Here is a 26,079-nt window from a genome sequence, read left to right as displayed (position 1 = left end):
ATGAGGCATGATATACAATTCTAAGAGGTGATACATATATGAAATCTAAGAGTTTGTTAATTTTAGTGTTGGTTATTAATCTAGTGTTGGGTAATATGCTGTTTTGGGGAGGAGGGACAGAAGTAGCTCATGCGAATTATGAGCCCCGTACAGATAGAGTAATTACTGTGACTTCCAAGTCGAATGATAACTTTATAGACTTGTATAATACCAACACCACTAGTACGTCTACATCAATTGAAACAATAAGTGACACTATTACTACGTCATATTTGCCGAAACCTAACATAACGGTAACCACAACGGATAACTCCATAAAGGTATCTTGGGATGAAATTCCTGGTGCAACCCAATATGTTGTTAATGTCAATCGTGATACCGCACAGGTCAATAATCAAACAACATACACGATAACGAGGGCGTTACCTGAAATAACATACAGAATTATGGTTTTTGGCTATGACGGAACGAACTACGGAGAACCAGAAATACTCTTTGTTAGATTGAAGGAGCCTGCACCAATATATGATGATGCCGGAAGAATCGATTTTACGGGGAAACGTTCAGGTAAATTAGATAGTGTTGATGGTGGCTTCACTTATGTAAACTGGGGACTTGTGAACGCCAATACAATCAGTTTGTTCTACAAACTAGAGGGAATTGCTCAGGCAGAAGTGTACGTCAATGATGTTAAAAGTACAAAATTGACAAGCCAAGTGAGTTCAAATGCTCATATTAGTGGTCTGAAACCAGGAGAGAAAAATGTAATCCGATTAGCTTGGACGAGTATTGTAGATCCGTCTCAGATTAGTTCATTAGAGTTTATTATCACAACTCCAGCTCCAGATGCTTATACATTAGGAGATATGAAGGCGGAATTTGGATCAATCGTTGATCTCAAGCAATTCGGTAAATGGTACCTTGTTGATGATCAAACATTAATCTCCCAAGATACAGTATCAAAATATATCGATATACAGGGTGAGGCTGCAACGTGGAGAGTGGATACATATTCTAAGTTCATAGATAGTGTTGGCTATGATTTAAGTAGAATAAATGGTGATAAACAGTCCCCTTTTTATACGAAATGGTGGACAGTGAATGCATTTGATAATGGTGAGTATAGTTATGGTTATTCATCTCCTGTGGGGCTTGTTACCAAGGAAGATTTGGAAAAGTATACAGGGATTGTTCTGAGCGGCCCTAAGGAACCTAATCGGATGATTCCTAGCCTTGCTTTGGTTAATCCCAGTACATATGAAAGTGCATTAGGAAAATCCGGGAATAAGGGATTTGTTTTTACAGAGAATGCGTCCGATTCAAATACATTTCCAAATAATCACATGACCCCTGTTGATGCAGGGACGTTACAAAACTTCAGATATAAAGCCATGTTAAAAAATAATATTGAATTTAAAGGACAGGGAACCCCTGAAGATCCTTACGTTATTCCTACGCTAGCTGATGGGGAACCTGTAATCACAAAACTTGATAGCCCTAGATACTCCCAGTCAAGTGCTGTGGGTAAAAATGCGATTAGGTTGCAGTGGCATGCAGTGGAAGGTGCTGAACAATATATTCTCAAACGTGGTTCAGAAATTCTATATGAGGGTCCACTTTTAGAATATCTGCATGAAGGTGTGAATTTCAATTCGATCACAAAGTATACATTAGTAGCTCGCAAAGGCGATGTTTACAGTGAAGAAACGAAGTTTACAATCGGAATTAAAAATTATATACCATATCCACCGGATTTCCGAGCTGAAGCACTGGATTCCAGCAAAGTTAGACTTACGTGGAGCAAGGCAGACTATGCCGTAGAGTATGTGATTACTCGTAATGATCAGCCATTGGCGGTGACCAAGTCAACCTCATACGAGGATGTAAATGTGACACCTGACACAACGTACATCTATAAAGTGATTGGCCAGGATGGAGACAACGAAGGTCCACCCGCAGTTAAAAGTGTGAAGATCCCTAAGGTGACTGAGGACGTGGCACCGAAAGGTCACATTAACATCAGAGTCAATCGAGTGTACGATAATAGAGTGGACCTGCAATGGAATCTGGTAGAGGGCGCAACCCAGTATGAGATCTACCAGGATCAAGTGAACAAAGTATGGTCAGGTCATTCAAATACCATGATTGCGTACACGCTCCAGCCAGGAAGAACATATACGTATCGGGTTGTAGCGAGCAACAAATATGGAAAAATTGAATCTAGTACAATTGAAGTACAAACGGCAGGAATCCCCCAACCGATGAATGTGGCTCCAATGAATGCGTCAAATGCAACGATTGCATTTGAGTATCAACCCATTGAAGGAGCAGTTCATTATGTTGAACGTAATCCACAAACCAAATACGTGCCTCTAGGAAATGGTGTTTACCGTAAGACGTATTTGAATACTGCCACTGGAGAAACACGTGATGAGGGTATGGTGACTGCTGTGAACGGTAAGTTGCAGTTTAATGAAGTGGGCGTCGAACGAAATAAATATTATGAGTATAATGTCATTGCTGTACGCGTGAGACCCGATGGATCAGAAGAAGTCATTGGGAAGCAAACGGTTGCAGTGACAACTCCCGCAGATGGAAGTGGTGCGACGGTATATGGATATAATTATCCTGATCCTGGTTATCAAAATGTAAATAATATCCCAAATCCCGGTATAAATACGGGAATCGGGAATGACAGCATTACAATTGATACCCAAGTCGTGGGGTCTAATGGAGAAGTGAAAAATCCAGCAAGTGTTACTTTTAGAGATATAGAAAAGAGCTATGCGAAGGAAGCTATTATCTACTTGGCACAGAAAGGAATTGTCAAAGGTTATTCGGACGGTTCGTTTGGTGGAAGCGAAAAAGTAACGAGGGCGGAATTTGCAATCTTTATAAAGCGTGCTTTTGGATATAACTCTATTGTTCCTTTTCAGAATGAGTTTACAGATGTGTTCTCTAGTGCTTGGTATTATTCAGAGATAGCTCCTGTACTGGAGCAGGGGATAATTAAGGGATTCAATGATGGTACGCTTAGACCGAATGCGTACGTTACAAGAGAACAAGCATCAAGCATGATTGAGAATGTGATGAAGAAACAAGGTTATGTATTATCATCATTCACATGGTATGAGGATAATCAAATGATTTCTAATTGGGCTAGAAATAGTATTAATCTTGTAGCTCAGGAAGCTATTATGAAGGGATATCCTGATCGAAAGTTTATGCCAAAAGAACATTTAACCCGGCAGGAAGCAGCATTGATAATATATAACCTGTTGCTTAGCAAGAAATGAAGTTCAGGATATTCACCATTTCATACTCCCACACATAATGATCAATTTCAATTGTGGTAGATATGGTAGAAATTGCAGAAAATAGTGTATAATCCATGCATTCTCCGATATCGGAGAATGCATTTCTTTATTTATAGTGAAAAATTTTTAAGTAGCATTACATACATTCCTGTTTCACGGTTATCTTTTCGTTGGTTACAGTCACATAGGAGTTGCCAGACAAGTATTCGGTATAGCCACATACCGTCTTGTTATAGGTTTCACCACGGCTGTCCGTAAACTCCAGATAGATAGATCCTTCACCGGAGAGTCGCAGCTGTGGAGCGAACTTCACTTGTTCACCGCTGGGTACACCTTTCTTTAAGGTATATATTGTACCCTCTTTGTTTGTATTGAACGATTCAATGCCGCTGCTCAGGCGTGCTGTGATATTTGAAAGATCATAATCGGACTGATTGTGAATCGTGATCCTTAAATGTCTAAAGGGTTCCAGCGCCTGGTAACCCATAGAAACAACTAAACCAATGAAGAGAATTACTGTAGATAAGATAATTATTTTCCTTTTTGAAAAGGGACGACGCGTATTCATAAGTAATCTGCTCCTTTCTTTCATATAGGTATAAACAGAGTGAGGTAACCAAAAGTTGTATAGGATTTGGCTTGAATTGCATCATGCAGACTATGGTATAACAAGATACAATAATATTGAGTGCAAAGAGATCATACATAGAACACTCGAACTAGGAGGGAAACCAATGGAACTGATCCCAATGAATCAAGAAGAATATGCAAATTTCCGTATTCGCTCGATTAAAGATTTTGCAGAAGAGAAAGTGGAGGCGGGTACTTGGGCTGCGGAAGAGGCGCAGGGACTTGCGGAGGCATCCTACGATAAATATTTGCCTGAAGGGCTGAATACACCGGGTGCTTACCTCTATAATTTGGTACATGCCGTTGACGGGAATGTGGGTTATATCTGGTTTAACGTTACGGATAACCGCCGTGGCAAAGACGCTTTTTTGCTAGATATTGTGGTCGAAGAAGCCTATCGGGGCAAGGGTTATGGTACAGAGACGATGGAGGCACTTGAAAGGGAAGCCTTGAGTCTTGGCGTGGATCGCATTGGTCTGCATGTGTTTGGACATAATGTGCGGGCAAGCAGCCTGTATCGCAAGATGGGGTATGAGGTAACCGATCTGACGATGTACAAGGAAATCAAAGGGTAAACCTAAAAACGGATAATCTAAGCCAAACGTATGATCTACGCAAAACGAATCATCCGCTGTAACCGGGGATTTCGGGAAGCGGATGGTGCTCTGGTCGAATTGGCGAAGTTCCTTGATGCCTTGGGGTTTGTCATATATAATGTATAGGATTATCCATACCGAACAAGTAATCAATGAGGAGTTGTCATATACATGGCTTTGAAAGCTGGAATCGTGGGCCTGCCTAACGTTGGTAAATCCACACTGTTTAACGCAATTACACAAGCTGGTGCCGAATCGGCAAACTATCCATTCTGTACCATCGACCCTAACGTGGGAATCGTTGAAGTACCGGACGAGCGTTTGGACAAATTGACAGAACTCGTTGTACCGAAAAAAACGGTACCAACGGCGTTTGAATTTGTAGATATCGCTGGTCTTGTTCGTGGTGCGAGCAAAGGCGAAGGTCTTGGTAACAAGTTCCTTGCCCACATTCGTGAAGTAGACGCGATTGTACACGTAGTACGTTGCTTTGTAGACGAGAACATTACACACGTCGATGGAAAAATTGACCCGGTAAGCGACATCCAGACGATCAATCTGGAGCTGATCCTGGCCGACATCGAGAGTGTTGAGAAAAAAATCGATCGTTCCAAGAAAAACATGAAGGGCGGCAACAAGTCAGCTGCTCAGGAAGTGGAAGTACTGGAGAAAGTGAAGGCTGTTCTGTACGAAGACAAGCCAGCACGCAGCATGGAGCTTACGGACGAAGAGCGTCTGATCGTGCGCGATCTGCACTTGCTTACGCTGAAGCCTGTTCTGTACGCAGCCAATGTAGCTGAGGACGAAATCGGCGATGTGGCAAACAATGCCTATGTGCAAAAAGTAAGAGAATTCGCAGCTGCTGAAAATGCAGAAGTGGTGCCGATCAGTGCGAAAGTGGAAGAAGAGATCTCGGAGCTTGAAGGCGAAGATAAACAAATGTTCCTGGAGGAACTCGGCATTGAGGATTCCGGTCTGAACCTGTTGATCAAAGCTGCGTACAAATTGCTGGGTCTGTACACGTACTTCACAGCAGGCGTACAGGAAGTTCGTGCTTGGACGATCCGTAAGGGTACAAAAGCACCTGGCGCAGCGGGTGTCATTCACACCGACTTCGAGCGCGGATTCATCCGGGCAGAGGTTGTTTCCTACGACGATCTGGTTGCTGCCGGTTCCATGAACGGTGCGAAAGAACGCGGACAACTTCGTCTTGAAGGTAAAGAGTATGTTGTCAACGACGGCGATGTTATGCACTTCCGCTTCAATGTTTAATTCGTTCTAGACCTATATAATGGTATCATGTGTCCAAACGTGTAAGAGTCCTCTGCTCGCAGGAGTGGGGAATTCATATCCAATGGTTTAAAATGCAGAATCAATAGCGATGACCCTGCGATCTTCTCATGGAGATTGTGGGGTCTTTGACTTGGGAGTTCTGTAGCCGGGTATGCTACGAAAAAGCAGTCTTCCATGAGAAACTGATTCTTGTTTTCAAAATCAAAATCAACACCTGAATTAGAACTTAAAATAGGCTTATTATGGTATAATAGAGAAGACAAAGTAACCGGTGGGATTATCGACATGGTGAAGTTACCCGAAAGGGGGTGACGCCGTGTCATTTCTTGCAGTAGTGCAGCATTTCCTAGAAATTAGCGATAAGCTAGTTAGTATTGCAGTGGGGTTAATAGCCTTATGCAGTGCGTGGAAAGCAGCGCGGAACAAGAAAAACCACCGGGATTAGGTTGGGAGCCTAGCAATCCGGTGGTTTTTCATCGGTTTGATTGAAATTCGCCGTGGTCGCCCACCGGCCTTTGTTAGAGAAGTCACGATGTGTCCAGCATCGTGGCTTTTGTTTATTTTACACTTGCTATACTTTTATTATACCACAGTAGGAACATTCCGGAACAACATCGAAAAACAATTTCATTTTCGCATTCGCAGTGGAAAAATTAGTTCATCCGACAGCGGAATAGTTACTATTCAGAATCATAAGAATGTGCTATAATTAAGAGTCGTATACCTATGTTAAATTTCACGCTCGGCTTAATGAGTTGTAGCGGGTTTGATACCGGGTACGCGATTTCTTTTATATAACTTAAAAGTAAAGGATTTGATGACGTTGTAGCGATGTTATACGTCGATCATAAAGTGAATGTTACGGTCAGGGATTTCTGAGAACTCCGTGCCTTGTGAAATATAAATGGTCTGATGATGCATGAAATGAATGCCTATCGGAATCGAATGGATGTTGAAATGCTGGAACGAAAATAACGCGTGAGGTGACTATATATGTTTGATAAATTACAGGCGTTAGCCGACCGTTACGAGAAACTCAGCGAGCTGCTGTGTGACCCGGATGTAGCAAGTGACAACAAGAAGCTGCGGGAATATTCCAAAGAACAATCGGATCTGCAGCCTACCTATGAAGCGTACAATGAGTACAAACAGGTAAGTCAGGATCTCGAAGCTGCCAAAGAAATGCAGGGCGAGAAGCTGGACGACGAGATGCGTGAAATGGTCAAAATGGAAATTGATGAACTGAGCACTCGTCAGAAGGAACTGGACGATCTGATTCGTGTTCTCATGCTGCCAAAAGACCCGAATGATGATAAAAACGTCATCGTTGAAATTCGTGGAGCTGCTGGTGGAGATGAAGCAGCGCTGTTTGCAGCTGATCTCTACCGGATGTACACACGTTATGCCGATACACAAGGCTGGCGCGTGGAACTGATGGATGTCAACACAAATGATCTGGGCGGATTCAAAGAGGTTGTTTTCCTCATCAATGGACGCGGAGCGTACAGCAAGATGAAATACGAAAGTGGCGCACACCGTGTGCAACGTATTCCGACCACGGAATCCGGCGGTCGTATTCATACCTCTACTTCCACAGTAGCGGTTATGCCTGAAGCCGAAGATTTCGATATTGAAATACATGATAAAGATATCCGTGTAGACACGTTCTGTTCCAGTGGTGCCGGTGGACAATCGGTTAATACCACGAAATCGGCTGTACGGGTAACTCACGTTCCAACGGGAATTGTGGCGACGTGTCAGGATGGTAAATCCCAGAACTCGAATAAGGAAAAAGCATTGCAAGTTTTGCGTACACGTATCTTCGATATGATGCGTCAGGAAGAAGAAGCTAAAATTTCGAGTGAACGGAAGAGCAAAGTAGGTACAGGCGACCGCAGTGAGCGGATTCGTACCTATAATTTCCCACAAAGCCGTGTTACGGATCACCGTATCGGATTGACGATGCACAAGCTGGATCAAATCATGAATGGTGAGATTGCTGATATCGTGTCTGCACTGACGATTGCCGAGCAGACGGATATGATGGATAGAGGAGAATAATCTGTGACCCGCGCGCAGTTTGTCATGACGCCGGAACAGAGCTGTCGGGAAGCCTTCGTGGAGGCTTCCTCTTTTTTGGAAAAGTGTGGCGTGTACGAGCCGCACAACAATGCCCGGCTGCTGCTGGAACATGTACTCGGCCGCGAAGGGGCCGCGTACTATATGATGCAGCCGGAACCCTTTCCCAGCGAGCTTCGCAGCCGCTGGGAAGACGCCGTCACGCGCAAGGCTGCGGGTGAGCCAGTGCAGTACATTATCGGCAGCCAGGAATTCTATGGGCTGCCGTTCGAGGTCACGCCGGCCGTGCTGATCCCGCGGCCGGAGACCGAGCTGCTGGTCGAGGCTGTGCTGCGCGAAGCCGACCGCGTGTTTCCCGGCGGCGCTCCGCTTGCCGTCGACATTGGCACGGGCAGCGGCGCCATCGCAGTGACGATGGCTTCGCAGCGCCCGCACTGGCAGGTAGGCGCCGGAGATATCTCGGCGGCTGCCCTGCAAGTGGCCGCGCGCAACGCGGCCGCGAACGGGGTACAGATCGACTTCCGTGAAGGCGATCTGCTGGCCCCGTTCGCCGGGGCACGGGTGGACATCCTGGTGTCCAACCCGCCTTACATCCCGGCGGCAGATATCGCCGGGTTGCAGCCCGAGGTGCGCGATCATGAGCCGCGCACAGCACTGGACGGCGGCCCGGATGGGCTCGGGCCGTACCGCATCATGCTGGAGCAGCTTGCGCTGCTGCCTGCACCGCCACAGGTCATCGGTTTTGAGCTGGGGCAGGGACAGGCTCGCGACATCGCATCTCTGCTTGAATTGGCCGGACATTGGCCGGAAATTATCATCGTGCCGGACCTTGCAGGCATTGAAAGGCATGTACTGGGTGTTCGCACTTCGGAACAGGTGACGAAAATGTAAGGTTCCGCGGGTTTTCTTTTTGCCGTGAAATCCTCTACAATGAGATATACCGAAGATTGCTGAATGCTTGGAGGAACATAACTACATGCTGCATAAATTCAAAAAAATAGACTATTCGATTGTTTTTATATTGCTCATTCTGATGGTCATCAGTATTTTGTCGATCTATAGTACCACCTTCGGCAGACCGAAATGGGAAGCCTTCCCCAAAAGAGCTGTAATTTTTTATATTATAGGTTTCGTTGTTTTTTTCGGAATGTCCATGATTAACTACAAAGTGATCATTAAAAATTATCTGTATATTTATGCCGTAGGCATGATTCTGCTAGTTCTGGTCATGTTTATCGGACAGGAGTATTATGGTGCTCAAGGATGGCTATCCATATTTGGACTGAGCTTGCAGCCTGCCGAGTTGTTCAAACTATGTCTGATTGTCTTCCTGTCAGCGCTTCTGGCGAGGAAGAAAAACAGGCCGTTGTTTTTTGGACGAGATGTCATCCCGATCTCACTCTGTGTGCTTCCCCCGTTGTTGCTCGTATTGCTTCAAAATGACTTGGGGAATGCGCTGAGTTATGTCGTTATCCTTGTGGGGCTGCTCTGGATAGGCAATATCAAATTCACGCATGCCCTGATCGGCTTTGTCATAGCGGTGGCGGCTTTGATCGCTGGGACACAGGCCTATATTCATTACCATGATGAAGTCGTGAAGTTTTTGAAGGACATCGGTCGCTCACACTGGGCAGATCGTTTCGATCCTTGGCTCGTGCCGGATCAGACGTCAAGGGATGTGCTCTGGCAGACCTACAATGCCAAGTTGGCTATAGGCTCTGGAGGTATTAGCGGTAAAGGATACATGGAAGGTACCACGATTCAGTCGAATCGGGTGCCGCTGGCCTACGCGGACTCGATCTTTGTGCAGATTGGTGAAGAATTTGGTTTTGTTGGAGCATCGGTGCTGCTGCTGCTCTACTTTATCTTAATTCACAGGCTGGTGCTGATTGCACTGGAATGTAAGGACAGGGCAGGGCCCTATCTGATTGTCGGTATTATAGCGATGCTGCTCTACCAGATCTTTGTCAATATTGGTCCGTTTATTGGTCTGATGCCGCTGACAGGGATTACACTGCCGTTTATCAGTTTCGGGGGGACCTCGCTTGTCCTCAACATGCTCAGCATGGGGCTTGTGATGAGCATCAAGGTGCATACAGAAGAGAACGAGGATATTCTAGGTTCGGCGGAACAGCCGGGCATTACGGATATTGTCATGAAGCTATTCAGACGCAAACCGTCGCAGCAGGAGCAATAGTCTTTATTCAAGGATAGACTCTTTGCCAAAGTGTTATTAAAAATGTAACCCTGAAATCGACAGATCAGAGCAAGATAGATCTGTGGGTTTCAGGGTTTTTCGTCTTTTCAAATGGAATGATCCCTGAAGTGAGTTCAGGGATCGGACTAAGTTTCTGAAGGCTGCGAAAGACGGTCCTCACGTCCCGATAGGCTACTGGGTGATATGTATATTCAATACGGGTGGTTACAAGATTTCCAATTTGTCTTCCAATTATATACAATGGTAATATTAAAGACTAATGGAAATAATTATTGGGTATTGAGCCTCAGGGGGATACGTGGGAACATGCTGAGAATGCTGAAGAAGATGGACGGGGTTATTCTGTTTGTGTTGTTGCTGCTTATGGTCATGAGTGTATTTACGGTGTACAGTGCGATTCAGTCCGATCCGAAACTTGGGAATCATCATATCAAAACCTTGTTGTTTTACGGGATTGGATTCGTAGCCGTCATCGGTATTGGATTAGTCAATTATAAACTGTATATCCAATATGCGTTTTATATTTACGGGATTGGGATCGTCCTGCTGATTCTTGTCAACTTTGTAGGTGGCACGATCAATAATGCGAATGGCTGGATCAAGATTAGTGAGAATCTTTCTTTTCAACCGGCAGAATTGTTCAAAATGATCTTGATTCTGTTTCTGGCGCATGTATTGGTCAAAAGAAAAAATTCTACGCTTCGTTTCTGGAAAGATGTTGTGCCCATCGGGTTATGGACGTTCGTTCCCTTTGCGCTCGTGATGGCTCAAAATGACCTGGGAAACGCCCTCGGATACATCGTGATTCTGGTCGCTGTGTTATGGATAGGGAATATCAAGCTGTCTCATGCACTAATTGCTCTTGCTATTGTGGGAGTAACCTTTTTTGGATTCGTCAAAGCGTATACGTCGTATCACGATGAGATTTTCACCTTTCTGGAAAAGGCGAACCGGGAGCATTGGGCCGAGCGAATTGATCCCTGGCTTGTACCGGATAAAGCAACGTCGAAGGCTTCCTGGCATACGAAAAATGCGGGTCTTGCCATAGGCTTGGGGGGCATAACAGGCAAAGGTTACATGCAGGGAACATCTGTCCAATCGGGGCGTGTACCGTATACCTATTCGGATTCCATTTTTGTGGTCATTGCCGAGGAGTTTGGTTTTGTGGGTGGATCTGTTCTGCTCTTACTGTATTTTATCCTCATTCATCGTATGGTGTTAATCGCTTTACACTGTAGAGACCGGGCGGGACCTGTCGTGATTGTAGGTATTATCGGCATGCTGTTATATCAGGTGTTTGAAAATATTGGTGCTTTCCTTGGACTGATGCCGCTTACGGGGATTACGCTGCCATTTATCAGCTATGGAGGCACCTCGTTGCTCATTAATATGGCATGTATCGGGCTGGTGATGAGCATTAAATTGTATGGTCAGGAAGACGAGGACGAGCTTCTTATGGGAGAACAACGACCTAACTTGCTGGAACGCTTATGGAGTATGGTCAAAAAAGAAAAGACAACAGCGTAATCTTGAACTTTGGTATGATTCAACTCTGCTATGGACATCCATCTTCCCGTTGAGAGGAAGGCGGAGTGTGTTATGGAGCAGTATGTAATTTGTATGCTATTTCGGTCTTTCACTCGCGAATAAATCTGTATGTGGTGACCTGTGATCTGAATAATGGCGGTAAGCTTGTAGCGAGCCGCAATTCGGTTGGCGGGGCTTGGGAAGCTATCCGGGTGAATAAGTAACCGAGAAACAAGGGCATCCATGCAGCAAGCCAAATTGGAGCATCAAGGGTAGGCTAGAATTTTAGATTTTTCAAGGAAGTGCCAGCCGACAAGCGTTCCATAGGCAGGCGCTTCTTTGATTTTCGTCATTCATGAGCGAGCTAACAGACCTTTCGTTTTAAGTCGAACCCTCCTATTAAAATTTTTAGTAGATTTGTAATCTAGCAGGTTTACTTCCATCTCTTCCGGGCATACTGATAGACATGAGAGAGTTACTGGGATCATGATCACGGGAGCCGAGGGGGAGAACGGAATGAGCAGAAGAATCGTGAAACAAATTGGACTTATTATTGTATGTCTTATGATGATCATTATGATGTGGGAAGGTCAGAAAACGGATGCAGCTGTGGCGCCCACAGCGATTCCGGAACAATCCATTCGCTTGCGTATTCTCGCAAACTCGGATGCAGCGGGAGATCAGTTGGTCAAACGCGAGATTCGTGACGCGGTCGTTGCCCAAATGGATGAGTGGGTAACCGAACTGGAGAATCCGCAAAGTCTGGAAGAAGCGCGCGGGGTCATTCGTCAGCATTTATCTGAAATCGAGGATCGTGTAGGAGAAGAGCTTGCCAATCGTGGCTTAACCTATTCGTATCAGGTGGAACTCGGGGTTGTTCCGTTTCCAACCAAATTATATGGGGGTACCGTATATCCGGCTGGAGATTACGAAGCAGTGCGGATAACACTGGGAAAAGGTGATGGACAAAACTGGTGGTGTGTGTTGTTTCCACCATTATGCTTCATAGATGCAGGAACAGGTGATGCACTGGCGAAGCCTGCAACAGCATCAGCAGCAGCTGCGGAGCCTGGGGATGCACAAGCATCTGTGCAGGCAGCTACGCCGGAAGCGCGTTTCTTCCTGTGGGATATGGCGGTCCAATTGTGGGATTGGGTGACGGGATTGTTTGCATAACATGCTGCTGGATATAAGCTTTATCAGGGGGACTTCGATTCAGGGAAGTGCCCTTTTGTCTTATTATGGATTTGAGTCAATGATGTTAATCGCTGGGGAGAATCAGACTGCATTCTTGGGTAGAGCAGATATGTTATAATTATAGGAATCAGAAAACATAAGTGAATAAGGCATCGCGGAAGCAGGATGTCTTGCATTAACTACCCTACTGAAGTTTAGGAATGATGGATATATGACAAGAGAGAACGAGCAATTGCATCAGTCTTCCATGAAAGGCATGGAGAACGATGAAAGTACAGAGGAAATGGTTACGAGCATGTGGGATGTCCATGTACTGCTAACCAATGAGAACACGGAAGACGTGGCCAAAGGGAGTACGTATAAACAGGCCCTCGCTGACTTGCAGGATGCCGCAGCCTGTCTTCGTCAAGGGCAGACCGTGGCATTCCCGACAGAGACGGTATATGGTCTGGGTGCTGATGCTCGCAGTACAGCAGCGGTTGAAGCTGTATTTGCAGCCAAGGGGCGGCCTTCAGACAATCCGCTGATCGTGCATATTGCCCAGCGTGACCAGTTGGATTCACTGGTCACGGAAGTGAATGGCACAGCGGAGGCGCTGATGACGGCCTTCTGGCCGGGGCCGCTTACGCTTGTGCTGCCGGTTAGGCCAGGGGCGGTGTCCCCGCGGGTTACCGCCGGGTTGGACACGGTGGCCGTGCGGATGCCGGACCATCCGGTGGCCTTGCAGTTGATCGCGGCGGCGGAATGCCCGGTCGCCGCGCCGAGCGCCAACCGCTCCGGGCGGCCAAGCCCGACACTCGCCGCACATGTGCGCGAGGATCTCGCAGGCCGCATCGGCGGCATCGTGGACGGCGGCCCCACCGGGGTGGGCGTCGAGTCCACGGTGGTGCAGGTCGGTGACGACGGTACCGTCACCATCCTGCGCCCTGGCGGGATTACGGCGGAACAACTGTCCGCCGTAGCCGCCCGTGTCGCCACGGACCCGGCGCTGCTCGCCGAGGGGCCCGGTGGCGATGACAGCCCGGCGCCGCGCTCGCCGGGCATGAAGTACACGCACTACGCGCCCGCAGGTGCGCTATGCGTGGTGGAGGGGCCGCCCGCAGCGGTGGCGGCCTGGATCAGCGCCGCCCTCGCAGAGGCGGCGCAGCGCGGGGAGCGCACCGCGGTGCTGGCGTTCGCCGAGCACGCGGAGCAGTACCGCGCCGATGCCGTGTTCTCGCTGGGCGAAGCCAGCGAGCTGGAAGAAGCAGCGCGTCGGCTGTACGCCGCGCTGCGCAGCTGCGATGAGCAAGGCGCCACATATATTGTGGCTGAAGCCTGCTCACGCGAAGGACTGGGAGCAGCCGTCATGAACCGGCTGCTCAAGGCGGCAGGTCACCGACTCATTCAGGTCGGTAACCGATAGCTCCCTTTTTCCATAATATTGCCATAAAAAGTTTCCTCTGACACCCGCCCTTAAGCCAAGACCAGCAATTCTCTTACACTTTGAATACCAAGATTGCAAAAAGTCTTCTCAGGTCATGTTTATGATCTTGTCCGCATATGGTGTACAAGAACCTTTACGTGACTTGGGGGTATGGGGATGTGGGATGTGTCTGCCCATGTAGGGCAGTTGGTAACCATTTTGATTATGGCCGTCGCTCTCGGACTCGACGCGTTCTCACTTGGAATCGGGATTGGCATGAAGGGTATTCGTCTGAGAGACGTATTGCGAATCAGTACCGTAACGGCCCTGTTACACATCATCATGCCGCTCATCGGCATGTATACAGGCAAGTACGTCAGTTCCCTGCTTGGTGACATTACGACGTATGCAGCTGGGGGTTTGCTGGTCCTGCTCGGCGCCCATATGATATTGAACGCTTTCCGGGAGGGAGACACCAAACTGGTGGATCATCGATCTCTGCTCGGTGTGACTCTGTTCTCACTGAGTGTCAGTGTGGATTCATTTTCCGTTGGAGTCTCTCTCGGCATGTTCAGCAGTGATTTGGTATTAACGGTGCTGGCTTTTGGCGTATGCGGTGGATTGATGTCCGTCATGGGTCTGCTGTTGGGACGACGTGTGAGCCAGAACATGGGGGATTACGGGGAAGCGGCCGGCGGAGCGATCTTGCTCGCCTTTGGACTTTTGTTTATATTTTAAAAAACAACGTAACCATGATTACAGCCTGGTGCAGTCTTCAATATATAGTTATGAGGTTCATTGATCAGATGGAGCTTCAAACATGATTCGACAACATTTGCAAAATGGGGAGGCTAACCATAATGAAACATATTTTGTTTGTATGTACAGGGAATACATGTCGCAGCCCCATGGCAGAGGGACTTTTACGTAAACTGGCGTCTGAGCGGGGCATTCAGGTGGATGTTCGTTCCGCGGGTGTAGCCGCAACTACGGGCATGCCGATTTCCCGTCATGCGGAGGCCGTACTAAGGGATCACAACGTTGAGGGACCACCTCATTCGACGCTCCTTAGCTCAAACCTGGTCGGTTGGGCCGATCTGATTCTCACGTTGACACGCAGTCATAAACAACATGTCATGCAGGTTTTTCCTGACTCGGTACACAAGACGTATACCTTGAAAGAGTATGTGGAAAATGACGAGCAAGTCCTGAATGATCTTCAGGAGCTGGACAGCCTGTTTGCCACATTGGAGATGAAACGTGCGCTAGGTCAGGAAATTTTGGCATCTGAACGTGAGCGGGCGATCGAGATCAGACAACGCATTCCGAGCTTTGATATTTCGGACCCGTTTGGCGGCAGTCGTGACGATTACAACATAGCTGCGGCAGAGATTCGGACCGCGCTCGACAGACTTTTGGACAAGTTGGATTAATTTAATTCGTTTTATCATTCGCAGCTGCCGTTGGATTTCCATATAAAAACGGACACGGGATGTAAATTACCCGTTGATTTTAAACGCAGGTTGTTTTATGATGAAGGGGAAAACAGGGATCCGGTGTAACTGGCGACGAAGTGGGCACAACCACAATGGAGCACCGGAACAAACGGCCGGTCGCCTGGGCAAAAGAGCAATTCTGCGTTACCCGCAGACTGCTCTTTTTTTCGTCTTTCATCTGATTATTCGCTATAATAGTACCTGAAATGCCATGCAAGAATACCACGGGCAGCCAAGAGGAAGCCGGGCATGATTTTATCGGGAGGCGATAGGATGACTATTGAGTTAGATTCGGAACAACCCGGATTGCATGAACAGACCGCATCCATTCTGCGTGAACTGGCGCTTGCCGGACAGCTTGGACCTGGACAGATCGTTGTGATCGGGACAAGTACAAGTGAAGTCGCAGGCAAACGGATTGGTACAAGCGGTGCGGTTGAAGTGGCGCAGCAGCTTCTTGCGGGTATACGCGAGGTGCAGCAGGAGTCCGGTTTTGATGTTGCATTCCAATGCTGTGAGCACCTGAACCGTGCACTGGTTATGGAGCGTTCACTGCTTACACGTCTTGGATTGACTGAAGTTGGTGCAGTACCCGTGCCCAAAGCAGGTGGTTCCATGGCATCCGCAGCGTATCGCTCGCTGACTGATCCATGCCTGGCTGAACATGTGCAGGCCCATGCGGGACTGGATATTGGGGAGACGATGATTGGCATGCACTTGCGGCATGTGGCAGTACCTTTCCGAACAGCACTCCGCTACATCGGTGATGCCCGTGTAACTACAGCATTGACCCGTCCGAAGTTGATTGGCGGCGAGCGTGCAGTGTATCGTATGGAAGAACAACCAGATTCAACATTTTGTGACTGATATCTTCAACCTGTATAAAGCCAAATTAGACTTTACACGAAAACGGAGAGTGCAACACCAATCTGAAGAAGCAAAGCGTTCGCCTTTATCCCTGGATTTTCCCCTTATTATAAGGGAGTTCAGAAAAATCCAGGGATAACAGCGATCGGAAGATGGTGATGCAATCGAAGTCAGGAGTGTAACCACTGTAGTTTCGCTTTATAACTTCACTTATACCTGGGAGGAATTTAATCATGGAACAATTGCGCAAGAATGACCCGGCAGTACTGGAAGCGATGAATCTTGAACTGAAACGTCAACAAAACAACATTGAGCTGATCGCATCCGAGAACATCGTAAGCGAAGCGGTTATTGAGGCAATGGGATCTGTACTTACTAACAAGTACGCTGAAGGATATCCAGGCAAACGTTACTACGGTGGTTGTGAGCATGTTGATATCGTAGAAGATATCGCGCGTGATCGTGCCAAAGAATTGTTTGGAGCAGAACATGTGAATGTTCAGCCTCACTCCGGTGCACAAGCGAATATGGCAGTATACCTTGCGGCTCTGAAACCAGGTGATACTGTGCTTGGTATGAACCTTGCGCATGGCGGACACCTCACACATGGTAGCCCGGTTAATGCTTCCGGATTGCTGTACAATTTCGTGGCTTACGGTGTACAAGAAGATACATTCCTGATTGATTATGATGAAGTGCGCAAAGCGGCATTTAAACATCGTCCTCGTATGATCGTTGCAGGTGCAAGTGCATATCCGCGTATCATTGATTTTGAAAAGCTTGCTTCCATTGCTAATGATGTAGGTGCTTTGTTCATGGTGGATATGGCTCACATTGCAGGACTGGTAGCTGCAGGCTTGCATCCAAGCCCGGTTCCACATGCGCATTTCGTAACGACAACAACTCACAAAACGCTGCGTGGACCTCGTGGTGGTATGATTCTGTGCCGCAAAGCTTGGGCAGCAGCGATTGATAAAGCGGTATTCCCGGGTTCCCAAGGTGGACCTCTGATGCACGTCATTGCTTCCAAAGCAGTAGCATTCGGTGAAGCACTGCAACCTTCGTTCAAAACGTATGCACAAAACGTGGTGAAAAATGCACAAGTATTGGCTGAAACGCTGATTGTTGAAGGATTGAACATCGTATCCGGCGGTACAGACAACCACTTGATGCTGATCGACACACGCAGCGTGAATATCACAGGTAAGGAAGCCGAGCATGTACTTGATTCCATCGGCATTACCGTGAACAAAAATGCAATTCCGTTTGACCCAACTAGCCCGTTTGTAACGAGCGGTATCCGTATCGGTACACCTGCAGCTACTTCCCGTGGTATGAACGAAGAAGCTATGGTGGCTATTGGTAAGATTATTGCCAAAACATTGAAAAACCCTAAAGATACAGCTAAATTGGACGAAGCCCGTGCTGAAGTAACGGCGCTTACCGATCAATTCCCACTGTACACAGATCTTAAATACTAAAAAAGATTGCTCTTGGTGTTTGTATTTGAGATGTTCTTATGTAAATACTCAGACGGAGCAAACTGAAAGAACCTGAAGAAGCGAAGCGCTCGCCTTTATCCCCTTATTTCAACCAATTCAATAAATGAATCAAAGAAATCAGGGGATAACAGCGATCGGAAGATCATTCTGTTTGCGGAGCATCATTGTGTTTACATGTATTTCATCAACTCAACTTACATAACAGCGAGAGCAAAAAGGACCGGAAGACTCATTTTTCCGGTCCTATTTTTATAGGATTCGGTTTTCTGTAATGATTAAGTGCCCTTTGATGGTGTAATTCGGAGTAGGTGATGATATAATATACAGGATTTATCGGGCCTATGAATGATGATTAGGCATATTTGGTAATGCTGAACATGAAGAACATACCGGAGGGACAAATTAGATGGGAAAATTAGTAATATGTGATCACCCTTTGATTCAACACAAACTGACGTTTATACGTGACATGCGTACGAATACGAAAGATTTTCGTGAATTGGTGGATGAAGTGGCTACACTGATGGCTTATGAGATTACAAGAGATGTTGAGCTGGAGACTATTGATGTGCAGACACCAGTAGCTGAAACACAAGGAAAAGTAATTTCTGGACGTATGCTTGGGCTGGTTCCGATTTTGCGTGCGGGCCTTGGGATGCTGGATGGTGTTGTTAAATTGCTGCCGGCGGCAAAAGTTGGACATGTAGGTTTGTTCCGTGACCCGGAAACCCTGCAACCTGTTGAGTACTACACCAAGCTGCCTACGGACGTTACAGAGCGTCAGTTGATTGTCATCGACCCGATGCTGGCAACTGGCGGTTCTGCCATTGCTGCTATTGACGTGCTCAAAAAACGCGGCTGCACGCAAATTAAAATGATGAACCTGGTTGCAGCTCCTGAAGGAGTAAAAGCTGTTCAGGATGCACATCCGGATGTAGACATCTACGTTGCTGCACTGGACGATCGTCTGGATGATCACGGCTATATCGTTCCCGGACTGGGAGATGCAGGAGACCGTCTGTACGGCACTAAATAAGCATATTGCATGCTGAATAGAAAAGGGGCTTTGCTTCAATGTCCAAGAAAATTAAAGTCATGACGATATTCGGGGTGCGCCCGGAAGCCATCAAGATGGCTCCGCTTATTTTGGAACTGCAGAAACATCCCGAATCTATTGAATCGATCGTATGCGTTACTGCACAGCATCGTCAGATGCTGGATCAGGTTCTAGAAGTATTCGATATTCATCCAGACTACGATCTGGATGTGATGAAAGATCGCCAGACGTTGAATGAAATTACGATTCGTGTGCTGGGAGGCCTGGAGCCTGTTTTGCGTGAAGCAAAGCCGGATATCGTGTTGGTTCACGGTGATACGCTGACAACGTTTGTAGCCAGCTATGCTGCGTTCCTGCAGCAGATCCAGGTGGGTCATGTGGAAGCAGGTCTTCGCACGTGGAACAAGCTCTCTCCATACCCGGAAGAAATGAATCGTCAGTTAACCGGAGTGCTTGCTGACTTGCATTTTGCGCCTACGGACTGGTCGTCTTCCAATCTTGCCAAAGAAAATAAATCGGAGTCTAGTACGTATGTCACAGGCAACACGGTAACAGATGTGTTTCAATATACAGTACGGCAGGATTACACACATCCGGTACTAGATTGGGCACAGGGCAAGCGTCTTGTGCTGATGACAGCTCACCGCCGTGAATCCCAAGGCGAGCCTCACCGTAACATTTTCCAGGCCGTCAAACGGATTGCCGACGAGTTTGAGGATATTGCCATCGTGTATCCGGTGCATCCAAGTCCTGCTGTGAAGGAGCCGGCTCACGCGATTTTGGGGAATCACCCCCGTATTCAACTTATTGATCCACTAGACGTGGTGGATTTGCATAACTTTTACCCGCATACTCACTTGATTTTGACAGATTCAGGCGGTTTGCAGGAAGAAGCGCCTTCGTTTGGTGTGCCTGTTCTCGTTCTTCGGGATACAACGGAGCGTCCGGAAGGAATTGAGGCTGGAACACTGGAGCTGGTGGGTACCGAAGAGGAACGTGTATATGAGCGGACCAAAGCTCTGCTTACAGACGAAACACTGTATGCAAGCATGAGTCAGGCTGCCAATCCTTATGGTGATGGACATGCTTCGGAAAGAATTGTCAATGCGATTTTGCATCATTTTGGTGTGAATAGTGAACGTCCGGAATCATTTCACAGAAAATTCAAAAAATAATTCATTTTTTCTGACGGATTATTAAAGGGTACAGCATACAGTTAAACTGTACGGTTTACGCGGGTTTATGGGCTCTGATGGCCTGTAATCCCGTCGTTTCCCCCTTTAAAACGCTAAAATCATTCAATTGACAAAGGCTCTCATCATTCAGTAAAATTAACTGGGATTGCAAGGGTGGCGTGGAAAATGGCCGATTCGAACAAACCAAATTCATCCCGTAACCATGATGATAATGTGTGGAAAGCAATGGGGCTCGTGACAGCTTTTGGAATCGAGATTGCCATTCTCGCTGTTGCCGGATATTACGTTGGCTCCTGGTTGGACAAGACCATCGGGGGTAACGGAATATGGATCGCCGTAAGCGTTCTCTTTTTTTTGGCAGCAGGCGGCGTAAGCATCTACTTTATCGCGAAAAAATTCATGGGGGAAAGTGATGAGTGAACTAACCAGATACCGCAGAATGATGACTGTTTTCATCATGTACTTTCTTATGATTTGTTTTCTCGCAGCGGCCTTTATGCCACGTGTGGAGACAATTGCTTTGGGACTGGCCCTGGGTACAGGAATTAGCTGGATCAATGCATTTTACCTGGGCTTCAAAGTAAGGAAAATGTCTGATGATGCGGCAGAAGGTAACTTGAAGCGTGTGAACCTGGGATTTTTGACAAGAGCGGCACTCGCAGTGCTCGGTATCTTCATATCGATGCGCTTTCCGCAGTACTTCAATACATATGCGGTTGCAGGCGGTCTGGTCATTGCACAATTTTCCTTACTGATTATAGGGATCGTCTATTCCCGCAGAGCAGAATGATGTTAGGTGCTGCAGCTTTCAAGTCGAGAAAGGGGTGAGAAAAATATGCATGAAGCTCCAATTATTATGCTTGGCGGATTTCGACTGGATCTATCGGTTCTGTTGATGCTGGTTGTTACAGGTGCACTTGTTTTTATTTTTGCTGTACTGGCAACACGGAGATTATCCGTTGAAAATCCCGGCAAGCTGCAAAATTTTATGGAGTGGGCAGTAGAATTCGTCCGCAATCTGATTTCCAGCACGATGGATATGAAGAAAGGGAAACATTTTATCTCTCTCGCTCTTTCCATGATTATGTTCATTTTTGTAGGTAATATGCTAGGTCTTCCGTTTCAGGCGGTTACTGAAGTTACGGAGGTCAGTCAGGCGCAGGTGTTCAATCAACCGATTGTCACTGCTGTTGATGCGTTTAACGAAGCGCATGCCAAGGACCCTGAAGCACATCCACACGTTGAACTGGCTTGGTGGAAATCACCGACAGCCGACTTGTCTGTAACGATGGGACTGGCACTCGTAGCATTCCTGGTATCTCATGGACTCGGATTGTTCCGTAACACAAGAGGATATCTCCAGCATTATCTTAAACCGTTCGCCTTGTTCTTGCCGATCAACCTGATAGAGACGGCATCCAAGCTGCTGACACACGGAATGCGTTTGTTCGCGAATATCTTCGCGGGCGAGGTACTGATTACAACGATCCTGAAGCTGACCACGTTCAAAGTGTTTGGTGCCATTGCAGCGATTCCGTTGCTTATGGTATGGCAGGGCTTTAGTATCTTTATCGGTGCGATTCAGGCATTTGTATTTGTAATCTTGATGATGGTGTACATTTCACAGAGCATCGAGACGCATGAAGAACATTAAGTTTCAAGCCCTACGAAGATTTCTTCACCAGGCTGAACAATAAAAAATTCGATTTAACATTTTAAGGAGGATATACAAATGGGAGCAATGGCATTAATCGCAGCAGCAATTGTTGCAGGACTGGGCGCATTTGGCGCAGGTATTGGTAACGGTATGGTAATCAGCAAAACGGTGGAAGGTATTGCCCGTCAACCGGAAGCAAAATCCACTCTTCAAACAACAATGTTTATCGGTGTAGGTCTGATCGAGGTATTGCCTATCATCGGTGTGGTACTGGCGTTCATGTTCTACGGTATGGCTTAATTAAATCGATACAGGTTTGGCGGGGAAGGCCATAGCCATCCGCGCCTTCTTTTTAGGTAATGTCCGTTCTAACGGATGACGTTTCAAGGATACCTCCAGGAAGGAGTGAACAGATTGAGTTTCGTATGGGAAAATACGCTTCTTGCGATTATTGCATTTGCAATTTTATATTGGCTGCTTAGCCGTTATGCTTTCGGGCCTTTGTTCTCCATTATGGAAAAACGTCGTGAACTCGTGATGACGCAGATGAATGAGGCTGCGCAGACTCGGGAACAGGCCATTGCCTATGTGGAGGAACAAAAACAAGCTCTGGAGCAAGCGCGCAAAGATGCTTACGACATCATTGAACAGTCCAAACAAACGGGCGGCAAACAAGCCGAATCGATCCTGGCTGACGCGAAAGCGGAAGCTAATCGTCTCAAAGACGATGCTGTACGTGAGATTGAGAGTGAGAAGAACAAAGCGGTCGCAGCGCTTCGCAGCGAACTGGGTACAGCTTCCGTTCAAATCGCTTCCAAGCTGATCAAAAAAGAAGTTGAGAACGGTCCTGCACAAGAGGAACTTGTGAACCAATACCTCAATGAGGTAGGAGGCCGACAATGAGCCGCGATACGATAGTTGCCAAGCGTTATGCGAAAGCATTGTTCGAAGTTGCTCTCCAGCAGCAGCAGGTACTTGAAGTTGAACAGGAACTGCGTGTGGTTGTCAGTGCATTGACCGGGGATGCTGATATCGAAAAATTCATCGTATCTCCCAACATCTCGGACGAAGCAAAGCAGAATGTCCTTCATTCAAGCCTTGATGGAAAGGTGTCCGAGCCTGTCCTTCGCACTGTTCTGCTGTTGATTGAGCGCGGACGCGTTGAATTGCTCGAAGCTTTGCTGAATGATTATCTGAAGATCCAAGGCGAGTCGCTTGGCATAGCTGATGCGCGCGTCTACTCGACTTATGCATTGAATGATGAAGAAAAAGAAGCGGTTGCCCGTGAATTCGGTGGCCGTGTGAATAAAAAGATTCGTATCGAGAATTTTGTTGATCCGACTCTGCTGGGCGGATTGAAAGTCGCCATTGGCGATACGATCTATGACGGCAGCTTGGCTGGCAAGCTCGAACGTCTTGAGCAGTCTTTTAACAGACGAGTACAGTAGATTGGGGTGAGGACACTTGAGTATCAAACCAGAAGAAATCAGTACATTAATTAAGAGCCAGATCGAACAATACAAAACCGATATCGATGTAGTCGAAGTCGGGACAGTTATTGAGGTCGGTGATGGTATTGCTCGTGTATACGGACTTGAGAACGTAATGTCCAACGAGTTGGTTGAATTCCCAAGCGGTGTTATGGGACTCGCCATGAACGTGGAAGAGAGCAACGTTGGTGTCGTTATCCTGGGACCTTACTATGATATTCGTGAAGGCGACCAAGTAAAACGTACCGGTCAAATCATGCAAGTGCCTGTTGGCGAAGCATTGATTGGACGCGTTGTTAACCCGCTCGGTATTCCAGTGGATGGCAAAGGGCCAATCGCTACAACGGAATTCCGTCCGGTTGAAGGTAAAGCACCAGGCGTAATGGATCGTAAATCAGTTCATGAGCCGATGCAAACAGGGATCAAAGCCATTGATGCAATGGTTCCAATCGGTCGCGGACAACGTGAGTTGATCATCGGTGACCGTCAAACAGGTAAAACATCAATCGCGATTGATGCTATCCTGAACCAAAAAGGCAGCGGCATGAAATGTATCTACGTTGCTATCGGTCAAAAACAATCTACAGTTGCACAAGTCGTAGAAACTCTTCGTCGTAAAGGCGCAATGGAGTACACGATTGTTGTAACTGCAGCAGCATCTGACCCATCCCCATTGTTGTACATCGCACCGTATTCCGGTTGTTCGATGGGTGAGTACTTTATGTATAAAGGTGAGCACGTTTTGGTTATCTATGATGATTTGACCAAACAAGCTTCCGCATACCGTGAACTCTCCTTGCTGCTTCGCCGTCCACCGGGTCGTGAGGCTTATCCGGGTGACGTCTTCTACCTGCACTCCCGTTTGCTGGAGCGTGCAGCGAAGCTGAATGATGAGCTTGGTGGTGGTTCTTTAACCGCACTGCCGTTCATTGAAACACAAGCTTCCGACGTATCTGCTTACATTCCGACGAACGTAATCTCCATTACGGACGGACAAATCTTCTTGGAAGCTGACTTGTTCAATGCTGGACAACGCCCGGCGATCAACGTAGGTATCTCCGTATCCCGTGTTGGTGGTTCTGCTCAGATCAAAGCGATGAAAAAGGTTGCAGGTTCCCTGCGTCTCGACCTCGCTCAGTATCGTGAGCTTCAAGCGTTCTCCCAGTTCGGTTCCGATCTGGATAAAGCGACTCAGGCTCGCCTGAATCGTGGTGCTCGCATGATGGAAATCCTGAAACAGGGCGTGAATCAGCCTTTGCCTGTAGAACAACAGGTAGTCAGCTTGTACACTGCGGTTAAAGGATTCCTGGATGAAATTCCTACAGGTGATGTGACTCGTTTTGAACAAGAATTCCTCGCGTTCATGGAGAGCAGCCATCCTGAGATTCTTGCATCCATTCGTGATACAAAAGAATTGACTGCAGACAATGAGAATGCTCTGAAGGGCGCTATCGAGAAGTTCAGAAAGAGCTTTTCTGTCTCCGTCTAAATAGATGATATGCAGTTGCGGAGTTGTTTAACCGATTCCGCATGTCTGCATGTATAACTTTGATCAATCAAAGTTTCAATATGCTTACGAAGTAGTTTTGACTATGTCAAAACTTTAAGGTGGTGAAATCATGGCAAAAGGCATGCGCGAAATAAAGCGGCAAATTAAAAGCGTACAAAGCACCAAGCAGATCACCAAAGCAATGGAGATGGTTGCTGCCGCAAAACTGCGTAAAGCGCAGGAAAAAGCGGAAGCAGCTCGTCCTTATTCGGAGAAACTGAAAGAAGTTGTGGCTAGTATTGCATCAAGCACGCAGGGAATCCAACATCCGATGCTGGAGAGTCGTCCGGTTAAAAAGACAGCTTATCTAATCATTACATCGGACCGTGGTCTTGCGGGTGGTTACAATGCTAACATTTTGCGTCAGGTCAATCTGACACTCAAAGAAAAACACAACTCTCAGGATGACTACGAATTGTTCGTCATTGGGCGTAAAGGACGCGATTATTTCAGACGGCGCGAAATTGCGATCGCATCCACTACAACGGATCTATCCGATTCACCATCATTTGCAGATATCAAATCTATTGCACACGAGGCTGTTCAAGGATTTGAGCTGGCTAAATTTGATGAATTGTACATTTGTTATAACCGCTTTGTGAATGCGTTGACCCAGATTCCTACGGTAGAACGTCTTCTTCCGATGGATACACCTGAGGTAACTGCTGCGGAAGGACCGACGGCAAGCTACGAATACGAACCTTCAGCTGAGGCTGTACTGGAAGTTTTGCTACCGCGTTATGCGGAAACGCTGATCTACGGTGCACTTCTGAATGGTAAGGCGAGTGAGTTGGGTGCCAAAATGACGGCGATGGGTAATGCAACCAAAAATGCATCCAAACTCATCAACGACTTGTCATTGACCTATAACCGTGCCCGTCAAGCGGCGATTACGCAGGAGATTACGGAAATTGTGGCAGGTGCCAACGCAGCACAAGGCTAACCGTTTTTTATTAATGAAGGCTTGCAGTGCAGAGATAAAAGAGAACGGAACATTATTTCT

At 47.0% G+C, this 26,079-nt stretch carries 24 protein-coding genes and 1 riboswitch; of the genes, 23 read left to right on the top strand and 1 reads right to left on the bottom strand.

Features of this window, described 5'->3' with window-relative positions; all coding sequences use genetic code 11:
• Positions 1–38: 38 nt before the first annotated feature.
• The gene (locus tag ACFVQB_RS07885; protein WP_379436675.1) at positions 39–3,296 is read left to right on the top strand and encodes an S-layer homology domain-containing protein; all 3,258 of its coding nucleotides are present in this window, start codon (positions 39–41) and stop codon (positions 3,294–3,296) included.
• Between the two features lie 157 nt (positions 3,297–3,453).
• On the opposite strand, the gene ACFVQB_RS07880 is transcribed toward ACFVQB_RS07885, so the two are convergent.
• Positions 3,454–3,885 carry a hypothetical protein gene (locus ACFVQB_RS07880; RefSeq protein ID WP_379436672.1) on the bottom strand — a complete coding sequence of 144 codons (432 nt, stop codon included), beginning with the start codon at positions 3,883–3,885 and terminating at the stop codon, positions 3,454–3,456.
• 166 nt (positions 3,886–4,051) lie between these two features.
• Here ACFVQB_RS07880 and ACFVQB_RS07875 point away from each other — a divergent pair, with 166 nt between their 5' ends.
• The 22 genes from ACFVQB_RS07875 to atpG all read left to right on the top strand — a co-directional run bounded on the left by ACFVQB_RS07875 (position 4,052) and on the right by atpG (position 26,019).
• Positions 4,052–4,522: a GNAT family N-acetyltransferase gene (locus ACFVQB_RS07875; RefSeq protein ID WP_379436669.1), complete on the top strand. Its 471-nt coding sequence runs from the start codon at positions 4,052–4,054 to the stop codon at positions 4,520–4,522.
• A gap of 192 nt (positions 4,523–4,714) precedes the next feature.
• Positions 4,715–5,815: a redox-regulated ATPase YchF gene (gene ychF, locus ACFVQB_RS07870; protein ID WP_062321666.1), complete on the top strand. Its 1,101-nt coding sequence runs from the start codon at positions 4,715–4,717 to the stop codon at positions 5,813–5,815.
• A gap of 1,014 nt (positions 5,816–6,829) precedes the next feature.
• Positions 6,830–7,897, top strand: coding sequence for a peptide chain release factor 1 (prfA, locus tag ACFVQB_RS07865; RefSeq protein WP_063566965.1), 1,068 nt, complete (start codon positions 6,830–6,832; stop codon positions 7,895–7,897).
• A gap of 24 nt (positions 7,898–7,921) precedes the next feature.
• A complete protein-coding gene (prmC, locus tag ACFVQB_RS07860; RefSeq protein ID WP_379438055.1) occupies positions 7,922–8,806 on the top strand; it encodes a peptide chain release factor N(5)-glutamine methyltransferase in 885 nt (294 codons plus the stop codon).
• Positions 8,807–8,891: 85 nt separating this feature from the next.
• Positions 8,892–10,112 (top strand): FtsW/RodA/SpoVE family cell cycle protein, encoded by a 1,221-nt coding sequence (locus ACFVQB_RS07855; RefSeq protein ID WP_379436665.1) that lies wholly within the window; start codon positions 8,892–8,894, stop codon positions 10,110–10,112.
• Between the two features lie 327 nt (positions 10,113–10,439).
• Positions 10,440–11,660, top strand: a complete 1,221-nt coding sequence (locus tag ACFVQB_RS07850; protein ID WP_379436662.1) for an FtsW/RodA/SpoVE family cell cycle protein — start codon at positions 10,440–10,442, stop codon at positions 11,658–11,660.
• Positions 11,661–12,176: 516 nt separating this feature from the next.
• The gene (gene spoIIR, locus ACFVQB_RS07845) at positions 12,177–12,836 is read left to right on the top strand and encodes a stage II sporulation protein R (RefSeq protein WP_379436659.1); all 660 of its coding nucleotides are present in this window, start codon (positions 12,177–12,179) and stop codon (positions 12,834–12,836) included.
• 316 nt (positions 12,837–13,152) lie between these two features.
• The gene (locus ACFVQB_RS07840; RefSeq protein ID WP_379438052.1) at positions 13,153–14,262 is read left to right on the top strand and encodes an L-threonylcarbamoyladenylate synthase; all 1,110 of its coding nucleotides are present in this window, start codon (positions 13,153–13,155) and stop codon (positions 14,260–14,262) included.
• 177 nt (positions 14,263–14,439) lie between these two features.
• A complete protein-coding gene (locus ACFVQB_RS07835; protein ID WP_379436657.1) occupies positions 14,440–15,000 on the top strand; it encodes a manganese efflux pump MntP in 561 nt (186 codons plus the stop codon).
• 122 nt (positions 15,001–15,122) lie between these two features.
• Entirely contained in the window at positions 15,123–15,695 is a 573-nt protein-coding gene (locus ACFVQB_RS07830) for a low molecular weight protein arginine phosphatase (RefSeq protein WP_376039231.1), read from the top strand.
• A gap of 115 nt (positions 15,696–15,810) precedes the next feature.
• Positions 15,811–15,892: riboswitch (ZMP/ZTP riboswitch) on the top strand.
• 139 nt (positions 15,893–16,031) lie between these two features.
• On the top strand, positions 16,032–16,625 hold the full coding sequence (locus tag ACFVQB_RS07825; RefSeq protein WP_379436653.1) for a TIGR01440 family protein: 594 nt from the start codon (positions 16,032–16,034) through the stop codon (positions 16,623–16,625).
• 233 nt (positions 16,626–16,858) lie between these two features.
• Positions 16,859–18,106: a serine hydroxymethyltransferase gene (locus ACFVQB_RS07820; protein ID WP_379436651.1), complete on the top strand. Its 1,248-nt coding sequence runs from the start codon at positions 16,859–16,861 to the stop codon at positions 18,104–18,106.
• Positions 18,107–18,533: 427 nt separating this feature from the next.
• Entirely contained in the window at positions 18,534–19,163 is a 630-nt protein-coding gene (gene upp, locus ACFVQB_RS07815; protein WP_053782842.1) for a uracil phosphoribosyltransferase, read from the top strand.
• Positions 19,164–19,201: 38 nt separating this feature from the next.
• On the top strand, positions 19,202–20,359 hold the full coding sequence (gene wecB, locus ACFVQB_RS07810; protein WP_379436646.1) for a non-hydrolyzing UDP-N-acetylglucosamine 2-epimerase: 1,158 nt from the start codon (positions 19,202–19,204) through the stop codon (positions 20,357–20,359).
• Between the two features lie 186 nt (positions 20,360–20,545).
• The gene (locus tag ACFVQB_RS07805) at positions 20,546–20,800 is read left to right on the top strand and encodes an AtpZ/AtpI family protein (protein ID WP_079350324.1); all 255 of its coding nucleotides are present in this window, start codon (positions 20,546–20,548) and stop codon (positions 20,798–20,800) included.
• Positions 20,793–21,170 carry an ATP synthase subunit I gene (locus ACFVQB_RS07800; RefSeq protein ID WP_076287590.1) on the top strand — a complete coding sequence of 126 codons (378 nt, stop codon included), beginning with the start codon at positions 20,793–20,795 and terminating at the stop codon, positions 21,168–21,170. The genes ACFVQB_RS07805 and ACFVQB_RS07800 overlap by 8 nt, the downstream gene beginning before the upstream one ends.
• A gap of 45 nt (positions 21,171–21,215) precedes the next feature.
• Positions 21,216–22,034, top strand: coding sequence for a F0F1 ATP synthase subunit A (gene atpB / locus ACFVQB_RS07795; protein WP_379436641.1), 819 nt, complete (start codon positions 21,216–21,218; stop codon positions 22,032–22,034).
• A 78-nt stretch (positions 22,035–22,112) separates the two neighbouring features.
• A complete protein-coding gene (gene atpE / locus ACFVQB_RS07790) occupies positions 22,113–22,337 on the top strand; it encodes a F0F1 ATP synthase subunit C (protein ID WP_017691934.1) in 225 nt (74 codons plus the stop codon).
• A 114-nt stretch (positions 22,338–22,451) separates the two neighbouring features.
• Positions 22,452–22,940 (top strand): F0F1 ATP synthase subunit B, encoded by a 489-nt coding sequence (gene atpF / locus ACFVQB_RS07785; RefSeq protein ID WP_024632720.1) that lies wholly within the window; start codon positions 22,452–22,454, stop codon positions 22,938–22,940.
• The gene (locus ACFVQB_RS07780) at positions 22,937–23,485 is read left to right on the top strand and encodes a F0F1 ATP synthase subunit delta (RefSeq protein ID WP_076287592.1); all 549 of its coding nucleotides are present in this window, start codon (positions 22,937–22,939) and stop codon (positions 23,483–23,485) included. Before atpF ends, ACFVQB_RS07780 begins: the two co-directional genes overlap by 4 nt.
• Before the next feature lie 16 nt (positions 23,486–23,501).
• Positions 23,502–25,016 carry a F0F1 ATP synthase subunit alpha gene (gene atpA, locus ACFVQB_RS07775; RefSeq protein WP_379436636.1) on the top strand — a complete coding sequence of 505 codons (1,515 nt, stop codon included), beginning with the start codon at positions 23,502–23,504 and terminating at the stop codon, positions 25,014–25,016.
• Positions 25,017–25,146: 130 nt separating this feature from the next.
• On the top strand, positions 25,147–26,019 hold the full coding sequence (atpG, locus tag ACFVQB_RS07770) for an ATP synthase F1 subunit gamma (protein WP_379436633.1): 873 nt from the start codon (positions 25,147–25,149) through the stop codon (positions 26,017–26,019).
• The last annotated feature ends 60 nt before the right edge of the window (positions 26,020–26,079 follow it).

The sequence above is a fragment of the Paenibacillus sp. NPDC057886 genome (assembly GCF_042796655.1).
In the GTDB taxonomy this organism is placed as follows: domain Bacteria; phylum Bacillota; class Bacilli; order Paenibacillales; family Paenibacillaceae; genus Paenibacillus.
This window is presented reverse-complemented; position numbering and strand designations above follow the sequence as displayed.